This window comes from Pseudomonas sp. NPDC086251, from assembly GCF_044746405.1.
Classification (GTDB): domain Bacteria; phylum Pseudomonadota; class Gammaproteobacteria; order Pseudomonadales; family Pseudomonadaceae; genus Aquipseudomonas.
In genome coordinates this window covers 1-20,626 of sequence record NZ_JBIVBY010000019.1, presented here as the reverse complement: position 1 = coordinate 20,626, position 20,626 = coordinate 1, and the positions used below count along the sequence as shown (strand labels likewise).

Annotated in this window: 14 protein-coding genes and 1 pseudogene; 4 read left to right on the top strand and 11 right to left on the bottom strand. The window is 60.4% G+C overall.

The window, feature by feature from the left end; all coding sequences use genetic code 11:
• Positions 1-47: 47 nt before the first annotated feature.
• From hutU to hutC, 3 genes are all read right to left on the bottom strand, one after another.
• The gene (hutU, locus tag ACIPL2_RS21515) at positions 48-1,736 is read right to left on the bottom strand and encodes a urocanate hydratase (protein WP_401359410.1); all 1,689 of its coding nucleotides are present in this window, start codon (positions 1,734-1,736) and stop codon (positions 48-50) included.
• Positions 1,737-2,202: 466 nt separating this feature from the next.
• Positions 2,203-2,772, bottom strand: coding sequence for a HutD family protein (locus ACIPL2_RS21510; RefSeq protein ID WP_401359408.1), 570 nt, complete (start codon positions 2,770-2,772; stop codon positions 2,203-2,205).
• Between the two features lie 10 nt (positions 2,773-2,782).
• Positions 2,783-3,451, bottom strand: coding sequence for a histidine utilization repressor (gene hutC / locus ACIPL2_RS21505; RefSeq protein WP_231987162.1), 669 nt, complete (start codon positions 3,449-3,451; stop codon positions 2,783-2,785).
• Between the two features lie 200 nt (positions 3,452-3,651).
• On the opposite strand from hutC, the gene ACIPL2_RS21500 reads away from it, so the two are divergent.
• Positions 3,652-5,016 carry a formimidoylglutamate deiminase gene (locus ACIPL2_RS21500; RefSeq protein ID WP_401359406.1) on the top strand — a complete coding sequence of 455 codons (1,365 nt, stop codon included), beginning with the start codon at positions 3,652-3,654 and terminating at the stop codon, positions 5,014-5,016.
• A gap of 120 nt (positions 5,017-5,136) precedes the next feature.
• Here the strand turns inward: ACIPL2_RS21500 and ACIPL2_RS21495 are convergent, their stop codons facing one another.
• Both ACIPL2_RS21495 and ACIPL2_RS21490 read right to left on the bottom strand, forming a co-directional pair.
• Positions 5,137-5,706: a lipocalin family protein gene (locus tag ACIPL2_RS21495; protein WP_401359404.1), complete on the bottom strand. Its 570-nt coding sequence runs from the start codon at positions 5,704-5,706 to the stop codon at positions 5,137-5,139.
• Between the two features lie 31 nt (positions 5,707-5,737).
• Positions 5,738-5,992, bottom strand: a complete 255-nt coding sequence (locus ACIPL2_RS21490) for a hypothetical protein (protein ID WP_128872236.1) — start codon at positions 5,990-5,992, stop codon at positions 5,738-5,740.
• Between the two features lie 298 nt (positions 5,993-6,290).
• Between ACIPL2_RS21490 and ACIPL2_RS21485 the strand changes: the two are divergent.
• Both ACIPL2_RS21485 and ACIPL2_RS21480 read left to right on the top strand, forming a co-directional pair.
• Positions 6,291-7,325 (top strand): annotated as a pseudogene (locus ACIPL2_RS21485) (cache domain-containing protein); the annotation flags it as partial.
• 93 nt (positions 7,326-7,418) lie between these two features.
• On the top strand, positions 7,419-8,183 hold the full coding sequence (locus ACIPL2_RS21480; RefSeq protein WP_401359629.1) for a methyl-accepting chemotaxis protein: 765 nt from the start codon (positions 7,419-7,421) through the stop codon (positions 8,181-8,183).
• 117 nt (positions 8,184-8,300) lie between these two features.
• On the opposite strand, the gene ACIPL2_RS21475 is transcribed toward ACIPL2_RS21480, so the two are convergent.
• The 5 genes from ACIPL2_RS21475 to ACIPL2_RS21455 form a co-directional block, all read right to left on the bottom strand.
• Complete coding sequence (locus ACIPL2_RS21475; RefSeq protein ID WP_401359401.1) at positions 8,301-8,903, bottom strand: DUF924 family protein; 603 nt, start codon at positions 8,901-8,903, stop codon at positions 8,301-8,303.
• A gap of 3 nt (positions 8,904-8,906) precedes the next feature.
• Entirely contained in the window at positions 8,907-9,917 is a 1,011-nt protein-coding gene (locus tag ACIPL2_RS21470) for a class 1 fructose-bisphosphatase (protein WP_401359398.1), read from the bottom strand.
• A 271-nt stretch (positions 9,918-10,188) separates the two neighbouring features.
• A complete protein-coding gene (locus ACIPL2_RS21465; protein ID WP_401359395.1) occupies positions 10,189-11,562 on the bottom strand; it encodes a DUF3999 domain-containing protein in 1,374 nt (457 codons plus the stop codon).
• The gene (locus ACIPL2_RS21460; RefSeq protein ID WP_401359392.1) at positions 11,559-15,131 is read right to left on the bottom strand and encodes a DUF2339 domain-containing protein; all 3,573 of its coding nucleotides are present in this window, start codon (positions 15,129-15,131) and stop codon (positions 11,559-11,561) included. Before ACIPL2_RS21460 ends, ACIPL2_RS21465 begins: the two co-directional genes overlap by 4 nt.
• A 204-nt stretch (positions 15,132-15,335) precedes the next feature.
• On the bottom strand, positions 15,336-17,786 hold the full coding sequence (locus ACIPL2_RS21455) for a glycogen/starch/alpha-glucan phosphorylase (protein ID WP_401359389.1): 2,451 nt from the start codon (positions 17,784-17,786) through the stop codon (positions 15,336-15,338).
• A gap of 257 nt (positions 17,787-18,043) precedes the next feature.
• Here ACIPL2_RS21455 and ACIPL2_RS21450 point away from each other — a divergent pair, with 257 nt between their 5' ends.
• Positions 18,044-18,484: a YkgJ family cysteine cluster protein gene (locus tag ACIPL2_RS21450; RefSeq protein WP_401359627.1), complete on the top strand. Its 441-nt coding sequence runs from the start codon at positions 18,044-18,046 to the stop codon at positions 18,482-18,484.
• A gap of 195 nt (positions 18,485-18,679) precedes the next feature.
• Here the strand turns inward: ACIPL2_RS21450 and typA are convergent, their stop codons facing one another.
• The gene (gene typA / locus ACIPL2_RS21445) at positions 18,680-20,500 is read right to left on the bottom strand and encodes a translational GTPase TypA (protein WP_401359387.1); all 1,821 of its coding nucleotides are present in this window, start codon (positions 20,498-20,500) and stop codon (positions 18,680-18,682) included.
• Positions 20,501-20,626: the final 126 nt, after the last annotated feature.

Below are 20,626 nucleotides of genomic sequence, written 5' to 3'. Positions count from 1 at the left end.
TTTCACTCGACAGCTCCTACGGGGATTGCATCAGGCCGAAGCCCGTTTTATTTGCCGGTGATCATCGGCAGGTTCAGGCCTTGTTCCTTGGCGCAGTCGATCGCGATCTGGTAACCCGCATCGGCGTGACGCATAACGCCGGTCGCCGGGTCGTTGTGCAGAACGCGAGCAATACGCTCGGCCGCTTCGTCAGTACCGTCGCAGACAATCACCATGCCCGAGTGCTGGGAGAAGCCCATGCCGACGCCGCCGCCGTGGTGCAGGGAAACCCAGGTCGCGCCGCTCGCGGTGTTGAGCAGTGCGTTGAGCAGTGGCCAGTCGGACACGGCATCGGAACCGTCTTGCATCGATTCGGTTTCGCGGTTCGGGCTGGCGACCGAACCGGAGTCCAGGTGGTCGCGACCGATCACGATCGGCGCGGACAATTCACCGCTGCGGACCATTTCATTGAACGCCAGGCCGAGCTTGGCGCGCAGGCCCAGGCCAACCCAGCAGATACGTGCCGGCAGCCCCTGGAAGCTGATGCGCTCGCGCGCCATGTCCAGCCAGTTGTGCAGGTGGGCGTCGTCCGGGATCAGTTCTTTGACTTTGGCGTCGGTCTTGTAGATGTCTTCAGCGTTGCCCGACAGCGCAGCCCAACGGAATGGACCGATGCCACGGCAGAACAGCGGACGGATGTAAGCCGGTACGAAACCTGGGAAGTCGAATGCGTTTTCCACGCCTTCTTCCTGGGCCATCTGACGGATGTTGTTGCCGTAGTCGAAGGTCGGAATGCCCATTTTCTGGAATTCGAGCATCGCTTTAACGTGCACAGCCATCGATTGCTTGGCGGCTTTGACCACGGCAGCAGGCTCGGTCTTGGCGCGAGCGCGGTACTCTTCCCAGGTCCAGCCGGCCGGCAGGTAACCATTGAGCGGGTCGTGGGCGCTGGTCTGGTCGGTGACCATGTCCGGGCGCACGCCGCGCTTGACCAGTTCCGGCAGGATTTCCGCCGCGTTACCCAGCAGCGCGATGGAGATCGCCTTGCCTTCCTTGGTGTATTTCTCGATGCGGGCCAGAGCGTCGTCGAGGTCTTTGGCTTGCTCGTCGACGTAACGGCTGTTCAGGCGAAAATCGATGCTGACCTGCTGGCATTCGATGTTCAGCGAGCACGCGCCGGCCAGGGTGGCGGCCAGAGGTTGAGCGCCGCCCATGCCGCCGAGGCCTGCGGTCAGGACCCAACGACCTTTGAGGTCATCGTTGTAGTGTTGGCGACCGGCTTCGACGAAGGTTTCGTAGGTGCCCTGGACGATGCCCTGGCTGCCGATGTAGATCCAGCTGCCGGCAGTCATCTGGCCGTACATGGCCAGGCCTTTGGCGTCGAGTTCGTTGAAGTGTTCCCAGCTCGCCCAGTGTGGCACCAGGTTGGAGTTGGCGATCAGTACGCGGGGTGCGTTGGCGTGGGTCTTGAACACGCCGACCGGCTTGCCGGATTGCACCAGCAGGGTCTCGTCGTCGTTCAGGTTGGTCAGGCTTTCGACGATCTTGTCGTAGCATTCCCAGTTACGTGCCGCACGACCGATACCACCGTAAACCACCAGTTCTTTAGGGTTCTCGGCGACTTCAGGGTCGAGGTTGTTCATCAGCATGCGCAGCGGCGCTTCAGTCAGCCAGCTCTTGGCGGTCAGCTTGTTACCGCGTGCGGCACGAATTTCAACGTTACGGTACTTGGTAGGTTTCTGGGTATTGTCAGTCACGAAAAAGACTCCTCAGCGATCAATTCAAACCAACCCTGGCGGTGGGCAAGCCAGCCTGTGCGCGTCAACGCGCTACAAGCGAATCAGTGGACGCTGCGAGGAGTCTCGATCGACTCATACGCATACGTCTTTACTTGTACATACAAGCATATGCAATCAAGCGGCCAACTTATTGGATGGCTGTTCAAGAAAACTTTTGGAATGGCTGGAAGGCGCCTGGAACAAGGGTTCTGGCGAAGATGAAATTTTTCAGGGGGATTTTGCGGGGGTGTGAGCGTTGTTACTTGAGCGAGGTTTTGCGCCACGCTGGGGCGTTCGGTAACAAAGTGGTGCGCATTCTGGAACAGGTTTGAGTAGCGAAAAGCTTCGCGGGCAAGCCTCGCTCCTACAGATTATTGTCGTCCCTCGATCGGGGATTGACATAGAACCTGTAGGAGCGAGGCTTGCCCGCGAAAGGGATGTTGAATCAACGTGCGATCAGTTCAATCACACAGCACGGGCCATTGCTGGAGATTTCCAGCAGCCCAGCGTTACCGTCGAGCTGCAGGCAATCATGGCGACCCAGTTGTGCGTCGCTGTTCCCCACCTTCAAGGCCAGCGCTTCGGTGACACTGAACACCAACACGCTGCCCGCCGAGCTGAAAAACCGCTGTTCGCCGTCCAGCCACTGCAACCGCGCGCTATAACGCTGCGGCGCATAGATCAGGTTGAAATCGCGAATCGGGCCGCCGAGCAAAGTGCACGACACCTGACTCTCACCGCTGAAGGCGAACGGATCGATCGGTAACAAGGGCCGTGTGGCCTGGCCATCCACCGACAAGGTCATGCCATCACCCTGCAGCACGGTGATCACCCGCTCGTAACCGGCGAAGGTGGAAAACCCGCCCGACTCGCCAATGTCGGCAATCGACAGGCGCCAGCCGAAACCTTCGAGGCTGGTGCCGGCATCGCGAGTGATTTCTTCAGTGCTGCCGCCGCCGTTCTTCCACGGCATGCGCGGGTAATCTTTTGCGCGTAGAACCTTCACTTGATTCATTTATGGCTCTCTATTTATGAAACCGACCTTCCAGACGATGACGGGAACCGGGGTGGATCAAACGGGCGGCGGTCACCGGCTGGCGGCCAGACCAAGTGCGGCGACGAATCAGCAGGCACGGCTCGCCCTTTTCAATCTGCAGCAATTTGCATTCGGACGCCTCGGCCAGAATCGCCTCGACCACGTGCTCGCCTTCGGTCAGCGGTGCCACCTGGTTCAGGTAGGCGTATGGCGTTTGCAGGGTGAAATCCTGCTTGAGGTAGTCCGGAGCGACCAGCGCATTGACGAAACGGTCTTCGATTTGCACCGGGATATCGTTTTCGAAATGCACGATCAGCGAGTGAAAGACCTTCTGGCCTTCGCGCATGTCCAGGGCCAGTGCGCGCTCGGAACCGGCGGCCTCTTCTTCCAGCGTGATGACCTTGCAGGTGTGGCGATGGCCGCGCGAGGCGATTTCGTCGGCGATGTTGTGCACTTCAAACAAAGCGGACTGGCTTTTCGGCTCGGCGACGAAGGTGCCGACGCCTTGCATACGCACCAGCAAACCGTCGGCGGTCATCTCGCGCAGGGCGCGGTTGATGGTCATGCGGCTGAAGCCTAACTGGCTGACCAGTTCACTTTCCGACGGAACGCGGTAGTGCGGCGGCCAGTTTCCACTGTCGATTTGCTGGGTGATCATTTGTTTGACGCGGGCGTACAAGGGCGCCGGACTGTCGCCCAGATTGGCGCTCAGATTGGCATTCGGCGGCAATGTGGCAGGCGGAGTTGGCACGGTGGATCCTTGTTCGTTGAGAAGAGATTGCTAGCTTGCCGGAGTTTACCGAGCAGGCAAACGTCTGTATATGTATATACAAATAACACACGATGGGGTGCTGAACCATGTCCGCCTTCTTTGCCGAACGCGCGCTGCTGCCTAGTGGATGGGCCAACAATGTACGTCTTGAGGTCAGCGCCGACGGCGTTTTGACCCATATCCAGGCCGATTCCACTGCAGATGGCGCCGAACGGCTAAGCGGCCCGCTGCTGCCGGGTATGCCGAATCTGCACTCCCACGCCTTCCAGCGAGCCATGGCCGGGCTGGCGGAAGTGGCGGGTAATCCGAACGACAGTTTCTGGACCTGGCGCGATTTGATGTATCGCCTCGTCGGAAAAATCCGCCCGGACCAGCTCGGCGTCATCGCTCGTCAGCTGTACATCGAAATGCTCAAGGCCGGTTACACCTCGGTCGCGGAATTTCATTATGTGCACCACGACACCAGCGGCCAACCGTACGCCGACCCGGCCGAACTGGCGCTGCGCATCAGCCAGGCCGCTAGCTCCGCGGGTATCGGTTTGACCCTGCTGCCGGTGCTGTACAGCCATTCCGGTTTCGGCGGCCAGGCCCCGAACGACGGCCAGCGCCGCTTTATCAACAGCACCGAAAACTACCTCAAGCTTCAGTCGCGTTTGCAGCCGATCCTGGCGCAGCAGCCGGCGCAATCGCTGGGTCTGTGTTTCCACTCGTTGCGCGCGGTCACACCGCAGCAGATCAGCGAAGTGCTGGCGGCCAGCGACAAACAATGCCCGGTGCACATTCACATCGCCGAACAGCAGAAAGAAGTCGATGACTGCCTGAGCTGGAGCGGTCGCCGTCCGTTGCAATGGTTGTACGAAAATACTGAAGTCGACCAACGCTGGTGCCTGGTCCACGCGACCCACGCCAACCCGGAAGAAGTCACGCTGATGGCCAAGAGTCGCGCCATCGCCGGTTTGTGCCTGACCACCGAAGCCAACCTCGGCGACGGGATTTTCCCGGCGGTGGATTTCCTCGCGCAGGGTGGACGCATGGGCATCGGTTCCGACAGCCATGTGTCGTTGAGCGTGGTGGAAGAATTGCGCTGGCTGGAATACGGCCAGCGTCTGCGCGATCAGCGGCGAAATCGTTTGTATGGCGCCGATCAGCCGATGGTGGGCCGCACGTTATACGACGCTGCGCTGGATGGCGGGGCTCAGGCGTTGGGTCAGCCGATTGGCGCACTGGAAGTCGGCAAGCGTGCCGATTGGCTGGTGCTGGACGGCAACGATCCGTACCTGGCGACGGCAAATGGTGACGGGATTCTCAATCGCTGGTTGTTTGCCGGTGGCGATCGCCAGGTGCGGGATGTGCTGGTCAACGGCCAGTGGGTTGTGCGTGATGGGCGCCATGCCGGCGAAGAAGAGAGTAATCGCGCGTTCACCCAAGTCCTGCGCGACCTCCTGGGCTAACGCAAACCCAAATGTGGGAGCGAGCTTGCTCGCGAAGGGGCCATAACATTCAACATCTTCGTTGACTGTTAAACCGCTTTCGCGAGCAAGCCCGCTCCCACATTTGCTATGTGCCAACCGTTAATTCGAGGTCTTGGCCATCTGCGTATCCGACGCACGCCAGATCAGTCGCGTGGTGTCGTAGCCTTGCTGACGCGCCTTGCTCAGCAATTCTTCACGCACGACACCATTGACCGTCGGGGTCCGTGACAGCAGCCACAGATAACGACGGCTCGGGTCGCCAACGATCGCGGTCTTGTAGTCGTCGCTGACGTACAACACCCAGTATTCCCCTTTCGCCACGCCCGGCAGCAATCGCGAGAACCAGGTATCGAACTCGACCCACAACTTGTCGGTCTTGCCCGGCACTTGTGGATAAGCCGTGCCCTTGGCTTCTTCCCATTGCCACTGCGGCGTCAGGCAGCGGTTCAAGACCGCAATGTTACCGTCAGGCAAGAGCGTGTAATGGGCTTCGGATTGCGCGCAGTTGCGCTGGAAATACATCGGCAGACGGGCCAATTCGTACCAGGTCCCTTGGTACTTCTTGAGATTGACGCTGTTGACGGTCTTGGGCGCCAACGGATCATTGCCAGAAGTGGCACAGCCGGCCAGTACCAGGCCGGCAAAAAGTAACATCAATAACCGCTTCATTGTTTTTCTCCCGTGGGCGTATAGCCCCGGTTTACTTCAGGCCTTGGCCGGAAAACATCAACACTTTGTCACCGGCGTACTGCACGCTGATAAAGCTGTTCTTGTCGCCCCAGGTGCAACTGGACATGCCGAGCGCGCCCGAGCAGTCGGCGGGCTTACCCAGCAAGGTTTCTACCTCGGCCTTGGGCATGCCGGCCGACAGTTTGGAATAGTTTTCCTGATTGACCTTGCTGCACGCAGCCAACAACACGCAGAACGAAAGCAGGGCGATAGATCGCAGCGACATGGTGTAGCTCCTGGGGCGAAGGGGAATGGCATGGCTGCCAAGCAGAAGCTTAGAAGAGAAAACCCCTGTCTGGTTCCCTGACAGGCCGGCTATTTATTAGGCCGCTCGTCTGCCTTTTGCCGAAAAATCAGCCACTTTCTTTTGCTGTTGAGTATTTCGTCGGTTTTCGCAAAAGACGCCTAATCTTTGGCACTGTCCTGTCGACATAGGTCCTGTAGGAGCGAGCTTGCTCGCTCCTACAGTAGCCCCTGCAATAATCACAAAGTTCGACCAGTCCCCTCCCGCGGTAGCTCATTTAATGACCAGAAACATGAAGTTCAGCCACAAGATCTTGTTGGCTGCTGCCCTCGTGGTGGCGGTTGCATTCGCGTGTTTCATCCTGTTCAACGACTACCGGCAGCGCCAGACCCTGCGCAGCAGTACCGAATCGTCGATGCAGGAACTCGGCAGCCTGACCACCAGCAACATCCAGACCTGGCTGGAAAGCCGCATCCAGTTGCTGCAATCGTTGTCCCAGCAGATCGCCGTGGACGGCAGCGCTCAGGCCAGTCTCAAACGTGCGATCGACCTTCCGGCCTATACCAGCAACTTTCAGCTGAGCTACTTCGGTGGCGCCGACGGCGTGATGTTCTCGATCCCGGCCGGTAACCGCGCCGCCGACTACGACCCACGCGCACGCGGCTGGTACAAGGCGGCCAACGGCGCGCAACAGACCATCGTCACCGAACCGTACATCGCCGCGTCGTCCGGCAAACTGGTGATCACCGTGGCCACGCCGGTGAAGCACGAGAGCCAGATGATCGGCGTTGCCGGCGCAGACATCGACCTGTCCAGCGTCAGCGCGATCATCAACTCGCTGAACTTCGGCGGTCACGGGCATGCGTTTATCGTCAGTGCCGACGGCAAAATCCTGATCCACCCGGACAGCAAACTGGTGCTCAAGAGTCTGGCCGACGCCTACCCCAACGGTGCGCCGAAAGTCAGCCCGGGCATGAAAGAGGTCGAGATCGACGGCAAGCGCCAGTTCATCTCCTTCACCCACGTCAACGGCGTGCCGTCGGCGGACTGGTACGTGGCGCTGGTGCTCGATCAAGACACCGCGTTCTCGATGCTCAGCGAGTTCCGCACCTCGGCAATCATCGCCATGGTCATCGCCGTGGTGATCATCATTGCGCTGCTGGGCATGTTGATCAGTTTCCTGATGCAGCCGCTGTTGACCATGGGTCGCGCGATGCATGACATCGCCGAAGGCGAAGGTGACCTGACCAAACGCCTGACCATTCATGGCCACGACGAATTTGGCGCCCTGGGCACCTCGTTCAACCGTTTTGTCGAACGTATTCATACCTCGATTACCGAAGTGGCCTCGGCCACCGGCCAGGTCAACGAAGTTGCCTTGCGTGTGGTGGCGGCATCGAACTCGTCGATGTACAACTCCGACCAGCAAGCCTCGCGCACCAGCAGCGTGGCCGCAGCGATCAACGAACTGGGCGCCGCCGCCCAGGAAATCGCCCAGAACGCCGCCCTCGCCTCCCAGCATTCCAGCGATGCCCGGGCCTTGGCCGAAGACGGTCAGCACGTGGTGGATAAAACCATCGCGGCGATGCAGCAGCTGTCGGCGAAGATCAGCGATTCGTGCGGCAACATCGAGACGCTCAACAGCAACACCGTCAACATCGGGCAGATTCTGGAAGTGATCACCAGCATCTCGCAGCAGACCAACCTGTTGGCCCTCAACGCCGCGATTGAAGCCGCGCGTGCCGGTGAAGCCGGGCGCGGTTTCGCCGTGGTCGCGGACGAGGTGCGCAACCTCGCCCACCGCACCCAGGATTCGGCGCAGCAAGTGCAGAAGATGATCGAAGAGCTGCAAGTCGGCGCCCGCGAAGCGGTCAGCACCATGACCGACAGCCAGCGCCAGAGCGAAAGCAGCGTCGGCATCGCCAACCAGGCCGGTGAACGCCTGGGCAGCGTGACCCAGCGTATCGGTGAAATCGACGGCATGAACCAATCCGTGGCGACGGCGACCGAAGAGCAGACCGCTGTAGTGGAGTCGATCAACGTCGACATCACCGAGATCAACACGCTGAACCAGGAAGGTGTGGAGAACCTGCAGTCGACCTTGCGTGCTTGCTCGGATCTAGAGCAGCAGGCGGCGCGGTTGAAGCAGTTGGTCGGTAGTTTCAGGATCTAAGGTGCTGCCACTGGCACAATCGCTAGCAGGCTAGCTCCCACAGGGGATTTGTGAACGCCACAGATCAAACGTGGGAGCCAGCCTGCTGGCGATGGCGGCATCGGCCGCCCCAAACAACTAAAACCGTGAACCCGGCTTCGAAAGAAACACCAATTCCTCACCCGTAGACTCCCGCCCCAACACCGCATTCCTATGCGGGAACCGCCCAAACTGCGCAATCACCTTCTGATGCTTCTCGGCGTAATTCAGGTAATCGGTAAACAGCGCTCGATCCGTTTCCGGCTGTTGTGCCACCAGGTCGATGTAGCGGGAAACCGCCTCGTTCTGCACCGCCAGATTCTCGCAATGCTCAAACACCAGGTAGATAAACACGCGCTGAATCGGCTGTAACTGCCGATCGAAATCCGCAGCAATACCTTTCGCGACCAGCGCCTGGGCCCTGAGATCGCCTGCAAAGGATTTGGGGGAGTCGCGAAAGATCATTCGCGGGATTTGGTCGAGTAGCAACACCAGGGCCAGCCAACCTTCGGGGCGTTGCGCCCACTCGGTCAATCCGCCGGCCAGTGCCTGCTCGACCCAGTTCCCGAAACGCGTACGCGCTTCGAGGTCCTGGCTGTCGCGCTTGCCGAACCACAACTTGCCCTTGTCAGCCGCCACTTCTTTTGAGGATTCGGAAGTTCCAAACCACCATTCGAGCAACGGCTGCCAGGGCGCGGTCATGGTTTATTCCTTGTGGTAAGCCGTGACGCGTTCGACTTCTTCTTTCGAACCGAGGAACACCGCAACACGCTGGTGCAAGCCGTCAGGCTTGATGTCGAGGATGCGCTGATGGCCATCGGTGGACGCGCCGCCGGCCTGTTCAACCAGGAACGACATCGGGTTGGCTTCGTACATCAGGCGCAGCTTGCCCGGCTTGGATGGTTCGCGGCTGTCGCGTGGGTACATGAACAGACCGCCACGGGTCAGGATGCGGTGCACGTCCGCGACCATCGCGGCGACCCAGCGCATGTTGTAGTTCTTTTTCAGCGGGCCTTCTTCGCCCGCCAGCAATTCGCCGACGTAGCGTTGTACCGGCGCTTCCCAGTGACGCTGGTTGGACGCGTTGATCGCGAATTCCTGGGTGGTTTCCGGGATCTTGATGTCTTCGTGGGTCAGCACGAAGCTGCCCATTTCACGGTCCAGGGTGAAGCCTTTCACGCCATCGCCCAGGGTCAGGATCAACATGGTCTGTGGACCGTAGATCGCGTAACCGGCTGCCACTTGCTCGGTGCCTGGCTGCAGGAAAGCCTTTTCGTTCAAGGGCTCGTTCTGGCTCAGGTATTCGCTCGGGCAACGCAGCACCGAGAAGATCGTACCGACCGGCGCGTTGATATCGATGTTCGACGAACCGTCCAGTGGGTCGAAAACCAACAGGTACGCGCCTTTCGGGTATTTGCCCGGGATCTGGTAGGCATTGTCCATTTCTTCGGACGCCATGCCGGCCAGGTGACCGCCCCATTCGTTGGCTTCGAGCAGAATCTCGTTGGAGATCACGTCGAGTTTCTTCTGCACTTCACCTTGAACGTTTTCAGTGCCCATGCTGCCCAGAACACCACCGAGGGCGCCTTTGGACACGGCGTGGTTGATCTCTTTGCAAGCACGCGCCACCACTTCGATCAGGAAACGCAGATCGGCAGGGGTGTTATTGCTACGGGTCTGCTCAATCAAATAGCGACTCAGGGTAACGCGGGACATGGAAGGCTCCGGTGGATTGGGGGCTAAAAACCCGCGCAGTTTAGCGCGAGTCGGGGCGCATTTCCTCCTATCAGACGTGATCCGCCCAATAGAGTTCATGCGCCGGGATGAGCGTAGTTCGAAATGGATGGGATGTGGGTCTGGGATTAATGGCAGTTTTGATATTTTTGCTGGTTGTAATGGCCCCTTCGCGGGCAAGCCTCGCTCCTACAGGATTCACGCGATTCCCGTAGGAGCGAGGCTTGCCCGCGAACTGGCGCGAAGCGACAGCCTAGGGCTTGACTGGAGGCTTGCGCAGCAAGCTGAACGCCATCGCCCCCAGGAACAAAACACTCAGCAACAACACCGCCCACAACCCGAATTTCTTCCAGTTCGTGTCGGTCGTTGCTGCGGTTGTCACCGTCGACGCTGGGGCTACAACCACCCCGCCATCAGCCGAAGCCTTGCCCAACGCCGCCCATTTCGCCGCGCTGTAATCCGGGATCAACGTCGCCAATGGCAGGTTCGCCGCCTTCACCGACGCACTTCCCAGTGCCAGCGTGTAAGGACCGGCGCCGCGCGCCAGGAACACCAATTGCGTCGAACGCACGGCAAACCGAACCGTCGGTGCCTCTTCGCCGAGTCCACCGCCGCGCTCATCAACGGTCAGTTTCAACTGCTGCACGGTTTGCCCCGGCAGCTGCAATTCATTCTGCACCACGTCCTGGCCATTCTGAGTCAGGCGATAGAGCAAACCACTGCTCAGCGCCTGCCACGGCAGGCTGCTTTCCCGACGGCCGGCCAACGTCACCGGCGCCAGGCTGTTGGGCTGACTCAGCTCGACCTGCAAGCGTTCGACGTGCAACCCCATCGGCAATTGCCAGGTGTATTCACCGGCCTTCACACGACTGCCGGCCAACGGTTGCGACCAGACCAATGGCAGCGGCAGGCTGCGGCTGCTGGCGCTTTCCAGTTGCGCCGAGGTCAGCACCGGTGCCGATTGCGGCGTGCTCCACAGCAGGCGCAAATAGCGCGCCGACTGCCCCGGCAAGCCGACTTCATGCTGCTCGACCCGCTCGTCGGCAAACGTCAGCCGCGCCACTTGCCCCTCGCCCCAAGACTGCCAATTCTGCAAGTCGTCGCTGGCTTCGATGCTGAAACGCTGGAAGCCGTCGCGCTCGCTGGTCCAGTCGAGGATCAGCTGCTGCAACGGCGCCTTGATCCCACTGGCATCGAGCAACCAGCCGCGCAGCACTTCTTCGCCCGCCTCCAACTGGCTGGACGGCTGCACTTCGACCAGGGTGCCATTGGCGCTCGATTGCACGCGCACGCTCGGCGCCCGTTCGGTGTCGTCCGCCGAGTTGTACAGCGGAAACCATTTCACATCGGTCAGGGCGCGGTTTTCGCTGGTCTGCGCGGACTCCCGCGCCAGGGCGTAGGCCTGAGCCTCGCCCGCAGCGTTGAACACGCGCACGTCGCTCAGGTCGGTTTGCCGCGCATTCAGTTGCACGGCCAAGGGCAATTCGAGGCGATACCACGGGCCTTCGCCGGTCACGGTCAACGGCACCTGAGTGCTGAAGTCCGCCGGTTTTTCCTGGGCACCGGCCGACAACGCCACACCCATTGCAACTGCGCCCAACCAGTTCAGGTTCAGCTTCTGACTCAAGATGACACTCCTTCGGTTTCCGGGGCCGGTTTATCAGCCTCAGGCAGAGCATCGGCGCGCTTGGGCGGCAACGGCGCGAAATAGCCCACCACCAGCAGCAACACGCCAACGCCGATAAACGACACGATCCGGGCGAGGCCGCCGCGGTTACTCAATTCAACGAAGAACAGTTTGGCCACCACCACGCCGATCAGCGCCGCACCGATCAACCAGACTTCGCGGCGATGACGCAAATGGCCGCCGATCATCAGACTCAGCGCCATCAAGGTCCAGACGATCGACAGACCGGCCTGCACCAGCATCGATTCAAGCAACGCATCCCATTCGAACGGCACGCCGCCCCAATGGTGAGCCGTGCGCATTACCAGCGCCGTGAAGAACACGAACAGCGACACGCCAGCGATCAGTTGCGCGGCATGTTCGGCGTAGTCCTTGCGGATCGCCAGTTGTGTCACGGCGGTGCGCGACCACACGTAAACACCGAACAGCGCGAACAACAGGCCCAACTCCAGCGGGTTGATCAATGGCACGTAGGGCAGCGGCTCGGCAGTGCCGTCGCTGACGATGTTCGCCAGCCAGAACCAGCCGAGCATCAACACCGCCAGCGGTGCCGCCGCGTAGAGGCGGTATTCGCGAGCATAAGCCGACACCGGCCATGGCCAGCTGCGCGGCGCAGCCATCAGCACCAGATACAGGCTCGGCAGAATCGCCCAGCCCAACCAGCGCCATGCGTTGTATTGCTCGGACAACAGCAGCAAACCGTAACGCAACTCCAGCGCCAGCACGCCGATCAACAGCCAGCAGCCGAGCACGTGGGCGGCACTGAGCGCGCGTGCCGACAGACTCGGCGCCAGACGCCGCAGGGAGATGAAATGCACGACGAACACTGCCGCCCACGCCAGCCAGCCAACGTTGGCCGCCGGGTGATAACGCGAATGCCACGCGGCGACCAACACCAGACCCGCCGCCGGCATTAACAAGGTGCAGAGCAAGCCCAGCGCCGACCATTTCAATCGCAGCGCCAACAGCGTCCATAGCGCGACGCTCAGGGCGGCGACGGCCAGCAACAAGGTCGCTTGCAGATTCAACGGCGCAAATCGCAGTACTTCACTGATCCACGCCAACGCCCACCAACCCGCGCCCCAGACCAGCAGCACGTCGGACAACCGCTGCAAACTCAGCGCATCGAAGGCCGTGGCGTGAGTGCCGAGCTGCAAGCGCCAGGCGCCGACGAACGCCGCCAGGCCCAGCACCCACGGCGTCCAGAAACCGCTGTGCGCCAGTGGGCGCAAACCCTCGCTGGCCAACGGCCCAAGCACGTCCGGCCCGGCCAGCAGGAACGCCGCACCGCCAATCACCTGCAACAGCAGACCGAAGACAAAACTCACGCGCTGCTTGAGGTACAAACTGAGCCAGATGATCAACAAACCACTGGCCGCCCACACCGCACTCGCGGTTTGCCAGGGCAGGACGAACAGCACCGCCAGGTTGATCAGCACCAAACCGGCGAGCAGCACCACCGACAAGCCACGCAACAGTCGAATGTCGCTGCGAACCATGTCATCGCGAGCCGCCAACAACATGCCGGCGATCAGCGCCAGGCCGATCAAGGAAGCACTGAGCAAGCCGCTCCAACCGGCGCTGAACACGGCGCCGGAGTCAGCGCTCGAACCTTGCAGCCGCAACAGAAACAACGCGCCACCCAGCAGTTGCACGGCAAACGCGGTGAACAGGAACGTCCGCGATTGCAGGCGCAGGCCGACGAACAAGGTCGCCAACCCCGCCAGCGCCCAACTGATCGCCGTGCCGTGGGTGAAGAAGAACAACGGTGCCAGCAGATAAAGGAAGGTCAGACCGAGGCAAGCCAACACCGGCAGGCCTTTGCGTTCCCACGGCGTGGTCTGTTCGGGCAACGCTTTGCGCAATTGGTAGAAGCTGAACAACAACGCCACGCCGAGCATCAATGCACCGAGCGGCGCACCGTCCAGCAGGCTGCTTTCGCCACCGCGCAACTCACTGAGGAACGCCAGCGCCGAGCCCACTTGCAGCAGCAAGGCAAAGGCGCGGGCCAGCGGTCGTTGCTGGCGCAGACCGAGCCAGAAGATCCCCGCGCCTTCCACTGCCCAGGCCGCCGACGTCCAGCGCGCATCCAGCCCTAATGGAATCGCCAGACTGGCGAAAATCACCCCCAGCGCCAGGCAGGTTTCCGCCAGCAGCAACGCGCGGCCGCCCATCAGCAGGCGCGCCAGCCCCATGTAGATCATGCCCAACGCCAGCGCGCTGAAGGCGGCAGCGAATTCCAGATGCTGCACCAGCGCGAACTGCAAACCGAAGCCGACAATGGGCGGACCGAACAGCATCGTACCGTCGACGTAATCACCCTTGCGCGCCGACCAGCGCAGCAAGGCCTCGCGGCTGCCATCTTCTGGTGCGTCACTCATCTCCAGCAACTTGCGCCGGGTGAACAGCAGGCCGATGGCCAGGTACATCAGGAAAAACAGGATCAGGAACGGCTCGGTGCTCCACAGCAGATCCGGCGTATAAGAACGCAAGCCCCAGGCGAAACCGATGCCGAAGGTGCCGACAAACCCGATCAGGTTGAGCAGACGCCAGGCCTTGAACCACGCAATTGCGAGGATGCCGGCATTGAGCAAGGCGAAGTAGCTGAACAGCGCGACGTGGTTGCCGGCGCCGGTGGACGTCAAAATCGGCGCGGCGAAACCGCCCAGCGCTGCCGCAGCGGCGAGCCCCAGCGCATCCTGGGTGATGGCGAGAATCGCCGAGAACACCGTCACCGCGACCAGCAGGCCCAATGCCGCCGAAGGGTCGAGCAGCGGATGCAGCCGCATCGCGGCAAACACCGTCAGGTACAACACCGCGATCCCGGTGCCTTGCAGCATCAAGGCGTAATGGCTGTTGCGGGTTCTGAGCCACCAACCCAATCCCAGCAGGCCTAACGCGGCCGCTGCAACACCGGCGTAACGCAACTCGATCGGCACCACCATGCCTTCGGTGGCGTAACGCAGCAGGAATGCTAGGCCGAGGAACAACAACACCACGCCAACCCGCAGCACCGTGTTGCCGCCGAACAGCCAGGCGCGGGCGCCGCTGATGGCACGGTCGATGAAATTGGGGCCGCGAGGGGCGGCGGGTGCTTGCGGTTCACGGGCGACCGGTTCGGGTTTCCAGGCATCGACTGGCAGCGGACGACTGGTTTCGGTGGCGGCGACGGTGATCGGTTCGAGGTCGGGCGGAAGCTCCCAGATCAGTTCCGGGGCTTCGACGGGTATTTCATCGAGAATGAATTCAGGCGTCGGGACAGGCTCGCTGGCTTCAGGCGCCTTGACGCCGGACACCTCCAGCAATGCCAGACGTTGCTCCACCGCCCCCAGCGCAACCTGGGCCGATTGAAGCTGGCGTTGTTGCTCGGCGGCCTGAGAAACCAAGCGACCGATGCGAAGGGTCTGGCCGATGCCCAACCCGAGCAGTGCGCCTAATAGCGCATCGCTGAACGACTCATCGAGTATCCAGCCCAGCACCAGCCCTATCAGCATGAACATCCATTGCATGGTCGATATCCCTAAGCGGCCCATTGCCTTGTAGCGTCTGCGCTGACGTCATTCGCGGGCAAGCCTCGCTCCTACAGAAATACGCGATCCCTGTAGGAGCGAGGCTTGCCCGCGAATGAGCGCGCAGCGCTCACTGAAACTGGTGCTTAGTATATCGATCAGGCCCAACGGCCGTCGGGCCTTGCGCACATTTGTCGCTAAAAGTTACTCCAGTGCCCTCCAGATATCCGTGGCGTACTCGCGAATCGTCCGGTCAGAGGAGAACCAGCCCATCCGCGACGTGTTCAACACCGCCGAACGCCACCACTCTTTCGAATCGTGCCAATGGGCTTCAACGCGCATCTGAGCATTCCAATAGGAATCAAAGTCGGCACAGACCAGAAAGCGGTCGTAGTCGATCAGCGAATCGATCAACCCGGTGTAACGGGACGGATCGTCCGGCGAGAACACCCCGCCGCGAATCGCTTGCAGCACATCATTGAGACGATGGGAGGCGGCAATGTCCGGCGTCGCGTTGAACTCATGGTTCTGCTTGCGCGCTTCAACCTGCTGGGCGCTGAGGCCAAAGATGAACATGTGCTCGGCGCCGATGCGTTCGCACATTTCCACGTTGGCGCCGTCCAGGGTACCGATGGTCAGCGCGCCATTGAGGCCGAACTTCATGTTACTGGTGCCCGAGGCTTCGAAACCGGCCGTGGAAATCTGCTCCGACAAATCCGCCGCCGGAATAATGCTTTCGGCCAGGCTGACGTTGTAATTGGGCAAGAACACCACTTTCAGCAAACCGCGCACCGTCGGGTCGTTGTTCACGACACGGGCGATATCGTTGGTCAGCTTGATGATCAACTTGGCCTGGTGATAACTCGCCGCCGCCTTGCCGGCGAAGATCTTCACGCGCGGCACCCAGTCGATTTCCGGCTCGGCACGAATAGCCTGATACAACGCCACGGTGTGCAGCAAATTGAGCAACTGACGTTTGTATTCGTGGATCCGTTTGACCTGGACGTCGAACATCGCTGCCGGGTTGACCGCCACCCCGAGCCGCTCGTGGATGATGTACGCCAGGGCTTTCTTGCTGTGCAGCCGTTGCTCGGCGAACGCCTTGCGGAACGCGGCTTTCTCGGCGAAGGGTTCCAGGTCGAGCAAGCGTTCTTCAGGGTTATCCAGCAGATCAGGCCCGAGGGCATCGACCATCATCGACGTCAGTTCAGGGTTGGCCTGATAGAGCCAGCGGCGGAAGGTGATGCCGTTGGTCTTGTTGTTGATCCGCTCCGGGTAAAGGTTGTGCAACTCGGAGAACACGGTTTTGCGCATCAGCTGCGTGTGCAACGCGGATACACCGTTGACGCTATGAGACCCCAGGAACGCCAGGTTACCCATGCGCACGCGACGGCCGTTGTCTTCCTCGATCAGCGACACCGAACGCAGCACGTCGAAATCGTGAATGCCCTTGGCGCGCAGAGAGTCGATGTGCTGAGCGTTGATCAGGTAAATGATCTGCATGTGTCGCGGCAACATGCGCTCCATCAAACCGACCGGCCAGGTTTCCAGCGCTTCCGGCAACAGCGTGTGGTTGGTGTACGAGAGCGTATCGACGGTAACCTGCCACGCCGCGTCCCACGCCACGTCATAGACGTCGACCAGTTGCCGCATCAGCTCGGCCACGGCAATCGAGGGGTGCGTATCGTTAAGCTGGATCGCCGCGTGATCGCCCAGGGTCAGCACCGAGGTGTGCATATTGCGATGGCGACGGAGCAAATCCTGCAGCGAGGCGGCGACAAAAAAGTATTCCTGGCGCAGACGCAGTTCCTGGCCGGCTTCGGTGCTGTCCGCCGGGTAGAGCACGCGGGAAATACTCTCGGCCCGGGCCACTTCGGCTACCGCGCCCAAGTGGTCGCCAGCGTTGAAGCGCTCCAGGTGCAAATCTTCCATGGCCCGTGCGCGCCACAGCCGCAGGGTGTTGACGCTCGCTCCGCGCCAACCGACCACCGGCGTGTCGTAGGCAATCGCCCGAACGGTTTCTGCCGGGCTCCAGACTTGCTTGGATTTGCCGGCGTCATCGGTGACGGTCTCGACGCTGCCGCCGAAGCCGATCGTGTAAACGACTTCTGGCCGTTCAAACTCCCACGGGTTGCCGAAATCCAGCCAGTGTTCGGTTTGTTCCTGCTGCCAGCCGTCGACGATCGCCTGGCGGAACAGACCGTGCTCGTAACGAATACCGTAACCGTGGCCAGCGATACCGAGGGTGGACATGCTTTCCATGAAGCACGCCGCCAGTCGACCGAGGCCGCCGTTACCCAGCGCCGCGTCGGGCTCCAGCAGGCGGATGCGTTCCAGGTCGACGCCGAGTTCGGTCAGGGCTTCGCGAGCCACGTCGAGCAGGCCGAGGTTGCTCAGGCTGTCGTAGAGCAAACGGCCGATGAGGAATTCCAGCGAGAGGTAGTAAACGCGCTTCTGGCCTTTACGGTAAATCTGCCGCGTATGGTCCATCCAGTGCTCGACCATGTGATCACGCGCCGCCAGGGCAATGGCTTCGAACCAGTCGTGGTCGAAGGCATGATCCGGGTCTTTGCCCACCGCGTAGGTGAGTTTGGTCAAGACGGCGTCGCGGAATGCGGCCACCTGTGCTTCGCGAACAAGTGGTTCTTGAGTCATCGATAGGACCTCGAGCGAGCGTGGAGTAGTTGAGCCTAGACGGTCTGACAGGTCGTTGGAACTCTGGTTCGGCAGTTTCTCCAGTAAGTGCGAGATAGGTCGACATTAGAGTGTCGTGTGCCGGAAAGAATGCAGGGCTCGTGCCGGAATACAGGTGTCATTGGGCTGCATTCGAAAAAATCTGGCGAAAGGTTGTTCAAAAATCCACCAGTCCCGGTATGATCGCGCGCCCTGATGCATGCTGGTAACAACCGATGATGAAGTCCAACCTGATCGCCGCCGCGGAGATCGATCGCCTCGATACCTGGGCCAAATATTCGGCCCCGATGTGCGGCTCGTGCGTGTCCAGCTGCTGCACCTTGCCGGTCGAGGTCAAGATCAAGGATCTGATCCGTATCGGCATTGTCGACGAATTCGAGCGCGGCGAGCCAGCGAAGAACATCGCCAAGCGCCTGCAGAAGGAAGGGATCGTCGAGCGTTACAACCAGAAGTCCGAGATCTTCACCCTCCAGCGCATGAGCAACAACGATTGCCTGTACCTGGATCGTAAGAGCCGTCTGTGCACTATTTATGAAAAGCGCCCGGATACTTGCCGCAATCACCCGAAAATCGGCCCGCGGCCGGGGTATTGCGCTTATAAGCCGAAGGAAGTGGCGCGTGAGAGCAGCGCCGGCCGTCGTACCCTCGAAAAATTTTAACGATCGCTGGGTTCTTCGACGGCTGACAGGCCGCCTTCGCGGGCAAGCCTCGCTCCTACAGGATTCATGCGATCCGTGTAGGAGCGAGGCTTGCCCGCGAAGGGGCCAGAACAAACACCGCACAAACCCCGGACAAACAAAAACGCCCCCGACCTTGCGGTCGGGGGCGTTTTTTTTGTCAGCTAACTAAATGACTCAGTTACCGGACTTCTTGGCAGCGCGGGTACGCTCGCTTTCGCCCAGGATCTTCTTGCGAAGACGGATGGACTTAGGAGTCACTTCGCACAGTTCGTCTTCTTGCACGAACTCAAGCGCTTGTTCCAGGGTGAAACGGATAGGCGGAACCAGAGCGATGGTTTCGTCTTTACCCGAGGCACGCATGTTGTCGAGCTTCTTGCCTTTGGTTGGGTTGACGCCCAGGTCGTTGTCGCGGCTGTTGATGCCGACGATTTGACCTTCGTACACGTCTTCGCCGTGACCCAGGAACAGTTTGCCGCGAGCTTGCAGGGTTTCCAGCGAGTAAGTCAGTGCCTTACCGGTAGCTACCGACACCAGCACGCCGTTCTGACGGCCGGACATGTCGCCGGACTTCATCACGTCGTAACGGTCGAAGATCGAGGTCAGGATGCCTGCACCAGAGGTCAGGGTCAGGAACTCGTTACGGAAACCGATCAAACCACGAGCCGGGATGTTGTACTCAAGGCGCACACGGCCCTTGCCATCCGGAACCATGTTGGTCAGGTCGCCTTTACGGTTACCGATTTGCTCCATGATCGCGCCCTGGGATTCTTCCGGCAGGTCGATGGTCACGTTTTCGTACGGTTCGTGCTTCACGCCGTCAACCAGACGGATGATCACTTCCGGACGACCAACACCCATTTCGAAGCCTTCGCGACGCATGGTTTCGATCAGTACCGAGAGGTGCAGCTCACCACGGCCGGAGACTTTGAACTTGTCGGCGGTGTCGCCTTCTTCAACGCGCAGGGCAACGTTGTAGAGCAGTTCTTTGTCCAGACGCTCTTTGATGTTACGGCTGGTGACGAACTTGCCTTCACGACCGCAGAAAGGCGAGTCGTTAACCTGGAAGGTCATGGAAACGGTTGGTTCGTCAACGGTCAGCGGCTTCATCGCTTCAACGGTCTGTGGGTCGCACAGGGTGTCGGAGATGAACAGCTGGTCGAAGCCGCTGATGCAGACGATGTCGCCGGCAGCTGCTTCTTCAACGTCGATGCGGTGCAGACCGTGGTGACCCATCAGCTTCAGGATACGACCGTTGCGGCGCTTGCCGTCAACGTCGATAGCCACGACTTGGGTGTTCGGCTTGACGCGACCACGAGCGATACGGCCAACGCCGATAACACCCAGGAAGCTGTTGTAGTCCAGTGCCGAGATTTGCATCTGGAACGGGCCGTCACGGTCAACTTTCGGAGCTGGAACGTGGTCGACGATCGCCTGGTACAGCGGGGTCATGTCTTCCGCCATGGCGGTGTGTTCCAGACCGGCAATACCGTTCAGGGCCGAAGCGTAAACAACCTGGAAGTCCAGTTGTTCTTCGGTAGCACCGAGGTTGTCGAACAGGTCGAAGATCTGATCCAGAACCCAGTCCGGACGCGCGCCTGGACGGTCAACCTTGTTAATTACCACGATTGGACGCAGGCCGGCTTCGAAAGCCTTCTTGGTCACGAAACGGGTTTGCGGCATAGGGCCGTCTTGAGCGTCAACCAGCAGCAGAACGGAGTCAACCATCGACATTACGCGTTCAACTTCGCCGCCGAAGTCGGCGTGGCCCGGGGTGTCCACGATGTTGATGTGGTAGCCGTTCCAGTTGATGGCGGTGTTTTTCGCCAGAATGGTAATACCGCGCTCTTTCTCCTGGTCGTTGGAGTCCATCACGCGCTCGTCGTTGAGCTCGTTGCGCTCCAGGGTGCCGGATTGACGCAAGAGTTTGTCTACCCGGGTGGTTTTACCATGGTCAACGTGAGCATTGATGGCGATGTTACGTAGATTTTCGATCACTTGTGTATCTCGATCAGAGGATTCGGTGTGCTGACAAGTCTTGGCAGCGATTTACAGTATCCGCGATGCCACGGTCTACCTGAAAACCTTGAGCGGCTTGCGGCGTGTCCACGCCATCATGCGGCG

What these genes read in the sequence shown, in the direction of transcription:
- hutC (WP_231987162.1), bottom strand. Translation starts at nt 3,451, where the DNA reads ATGATCACCCAGCAAATCGACAGTGGAAACTGGCCGCCGCACTACCGC.
- ACIPL2_RS21470 (WP_401359398.1), bottom strand. Translation starts at nt 9,917, where the DNA reads ATGTCCCGCGTTACCCTGAGTCGCTATTTGATTGAGCAGACCCGTAGC.
- ACIPL2_RS21455 (WP_401359389.1), bottom strand. Translation starts at nt 17,786, where the DNA reads ATGACTCAAGAACCACTTGTTCGCGAAGCACAGGTGGCCGCATTCCGC.
- ACIPL2_RS21510 (WP_401359408.1), bottom strand. Translation starts at nt 2,772, where the DNA reads ATGAATCAAGTGAAGGTTCTACGCGCAAAAGATTACCCGCGCATGCCG.
- ACIPL2_RS21450 (WP_401359627.1), top strand. Translation starts at nt 18,044, where the DNA reads ATGAAGTCCAACCTGATCGCCGCCGCGGAGATCGATCGCCTCGATACC.
- ACIPL2_RS21490 (WP_128872236.1), bottom strand. Translation starts at nt 5,992, where the DNA reads ATGTCGCTGCGATCTATCGCCCTGCTTTCGTTCTGCGTGTTGTTGGCT.
- ACIPL2_RS21480 (WP_401359629.1), top strand. Translation starts at nt 7,419, where the DNA reads ATGTACAACTCCGACCAGCAAGCCTCGCGCACCAGCAGCGTGGCCGCA.
- ACIPL2_RS21495 (WP_401359404.1), bottom strand. Translation starts at nt 5,706, where the DNA reads ATGAAGCGGTTATTGATGTTACTTTTTGCCGGCCTGGTACTGGCCGGC.
- ACIPL2_RS21460 (WP_401359392.1), bottom strand. Translation starts at nt 15,131, where the DNA reads ATGCAATGGATGTTCATGCTGATAGGGCTGGTGCTGGGCTGGATACTC.
- ACIPL2_RS21500 (WP_401359406.1), top strand. Translation starts at nt 3,652, where the DNA reads ATGTCCGCCTTCTTTGCCGAACGCGCGCTGCTGCCTAGTGGATGGGCC.
- ACIPL2_RS21475 (WP_401359401.1), bottom strand. Translation starts at nt 8,903, where the DNA reads ATGACCGCGCCCTGGCAGCCGTTGCTCGAATGGTGGTTTGGAACTTCC.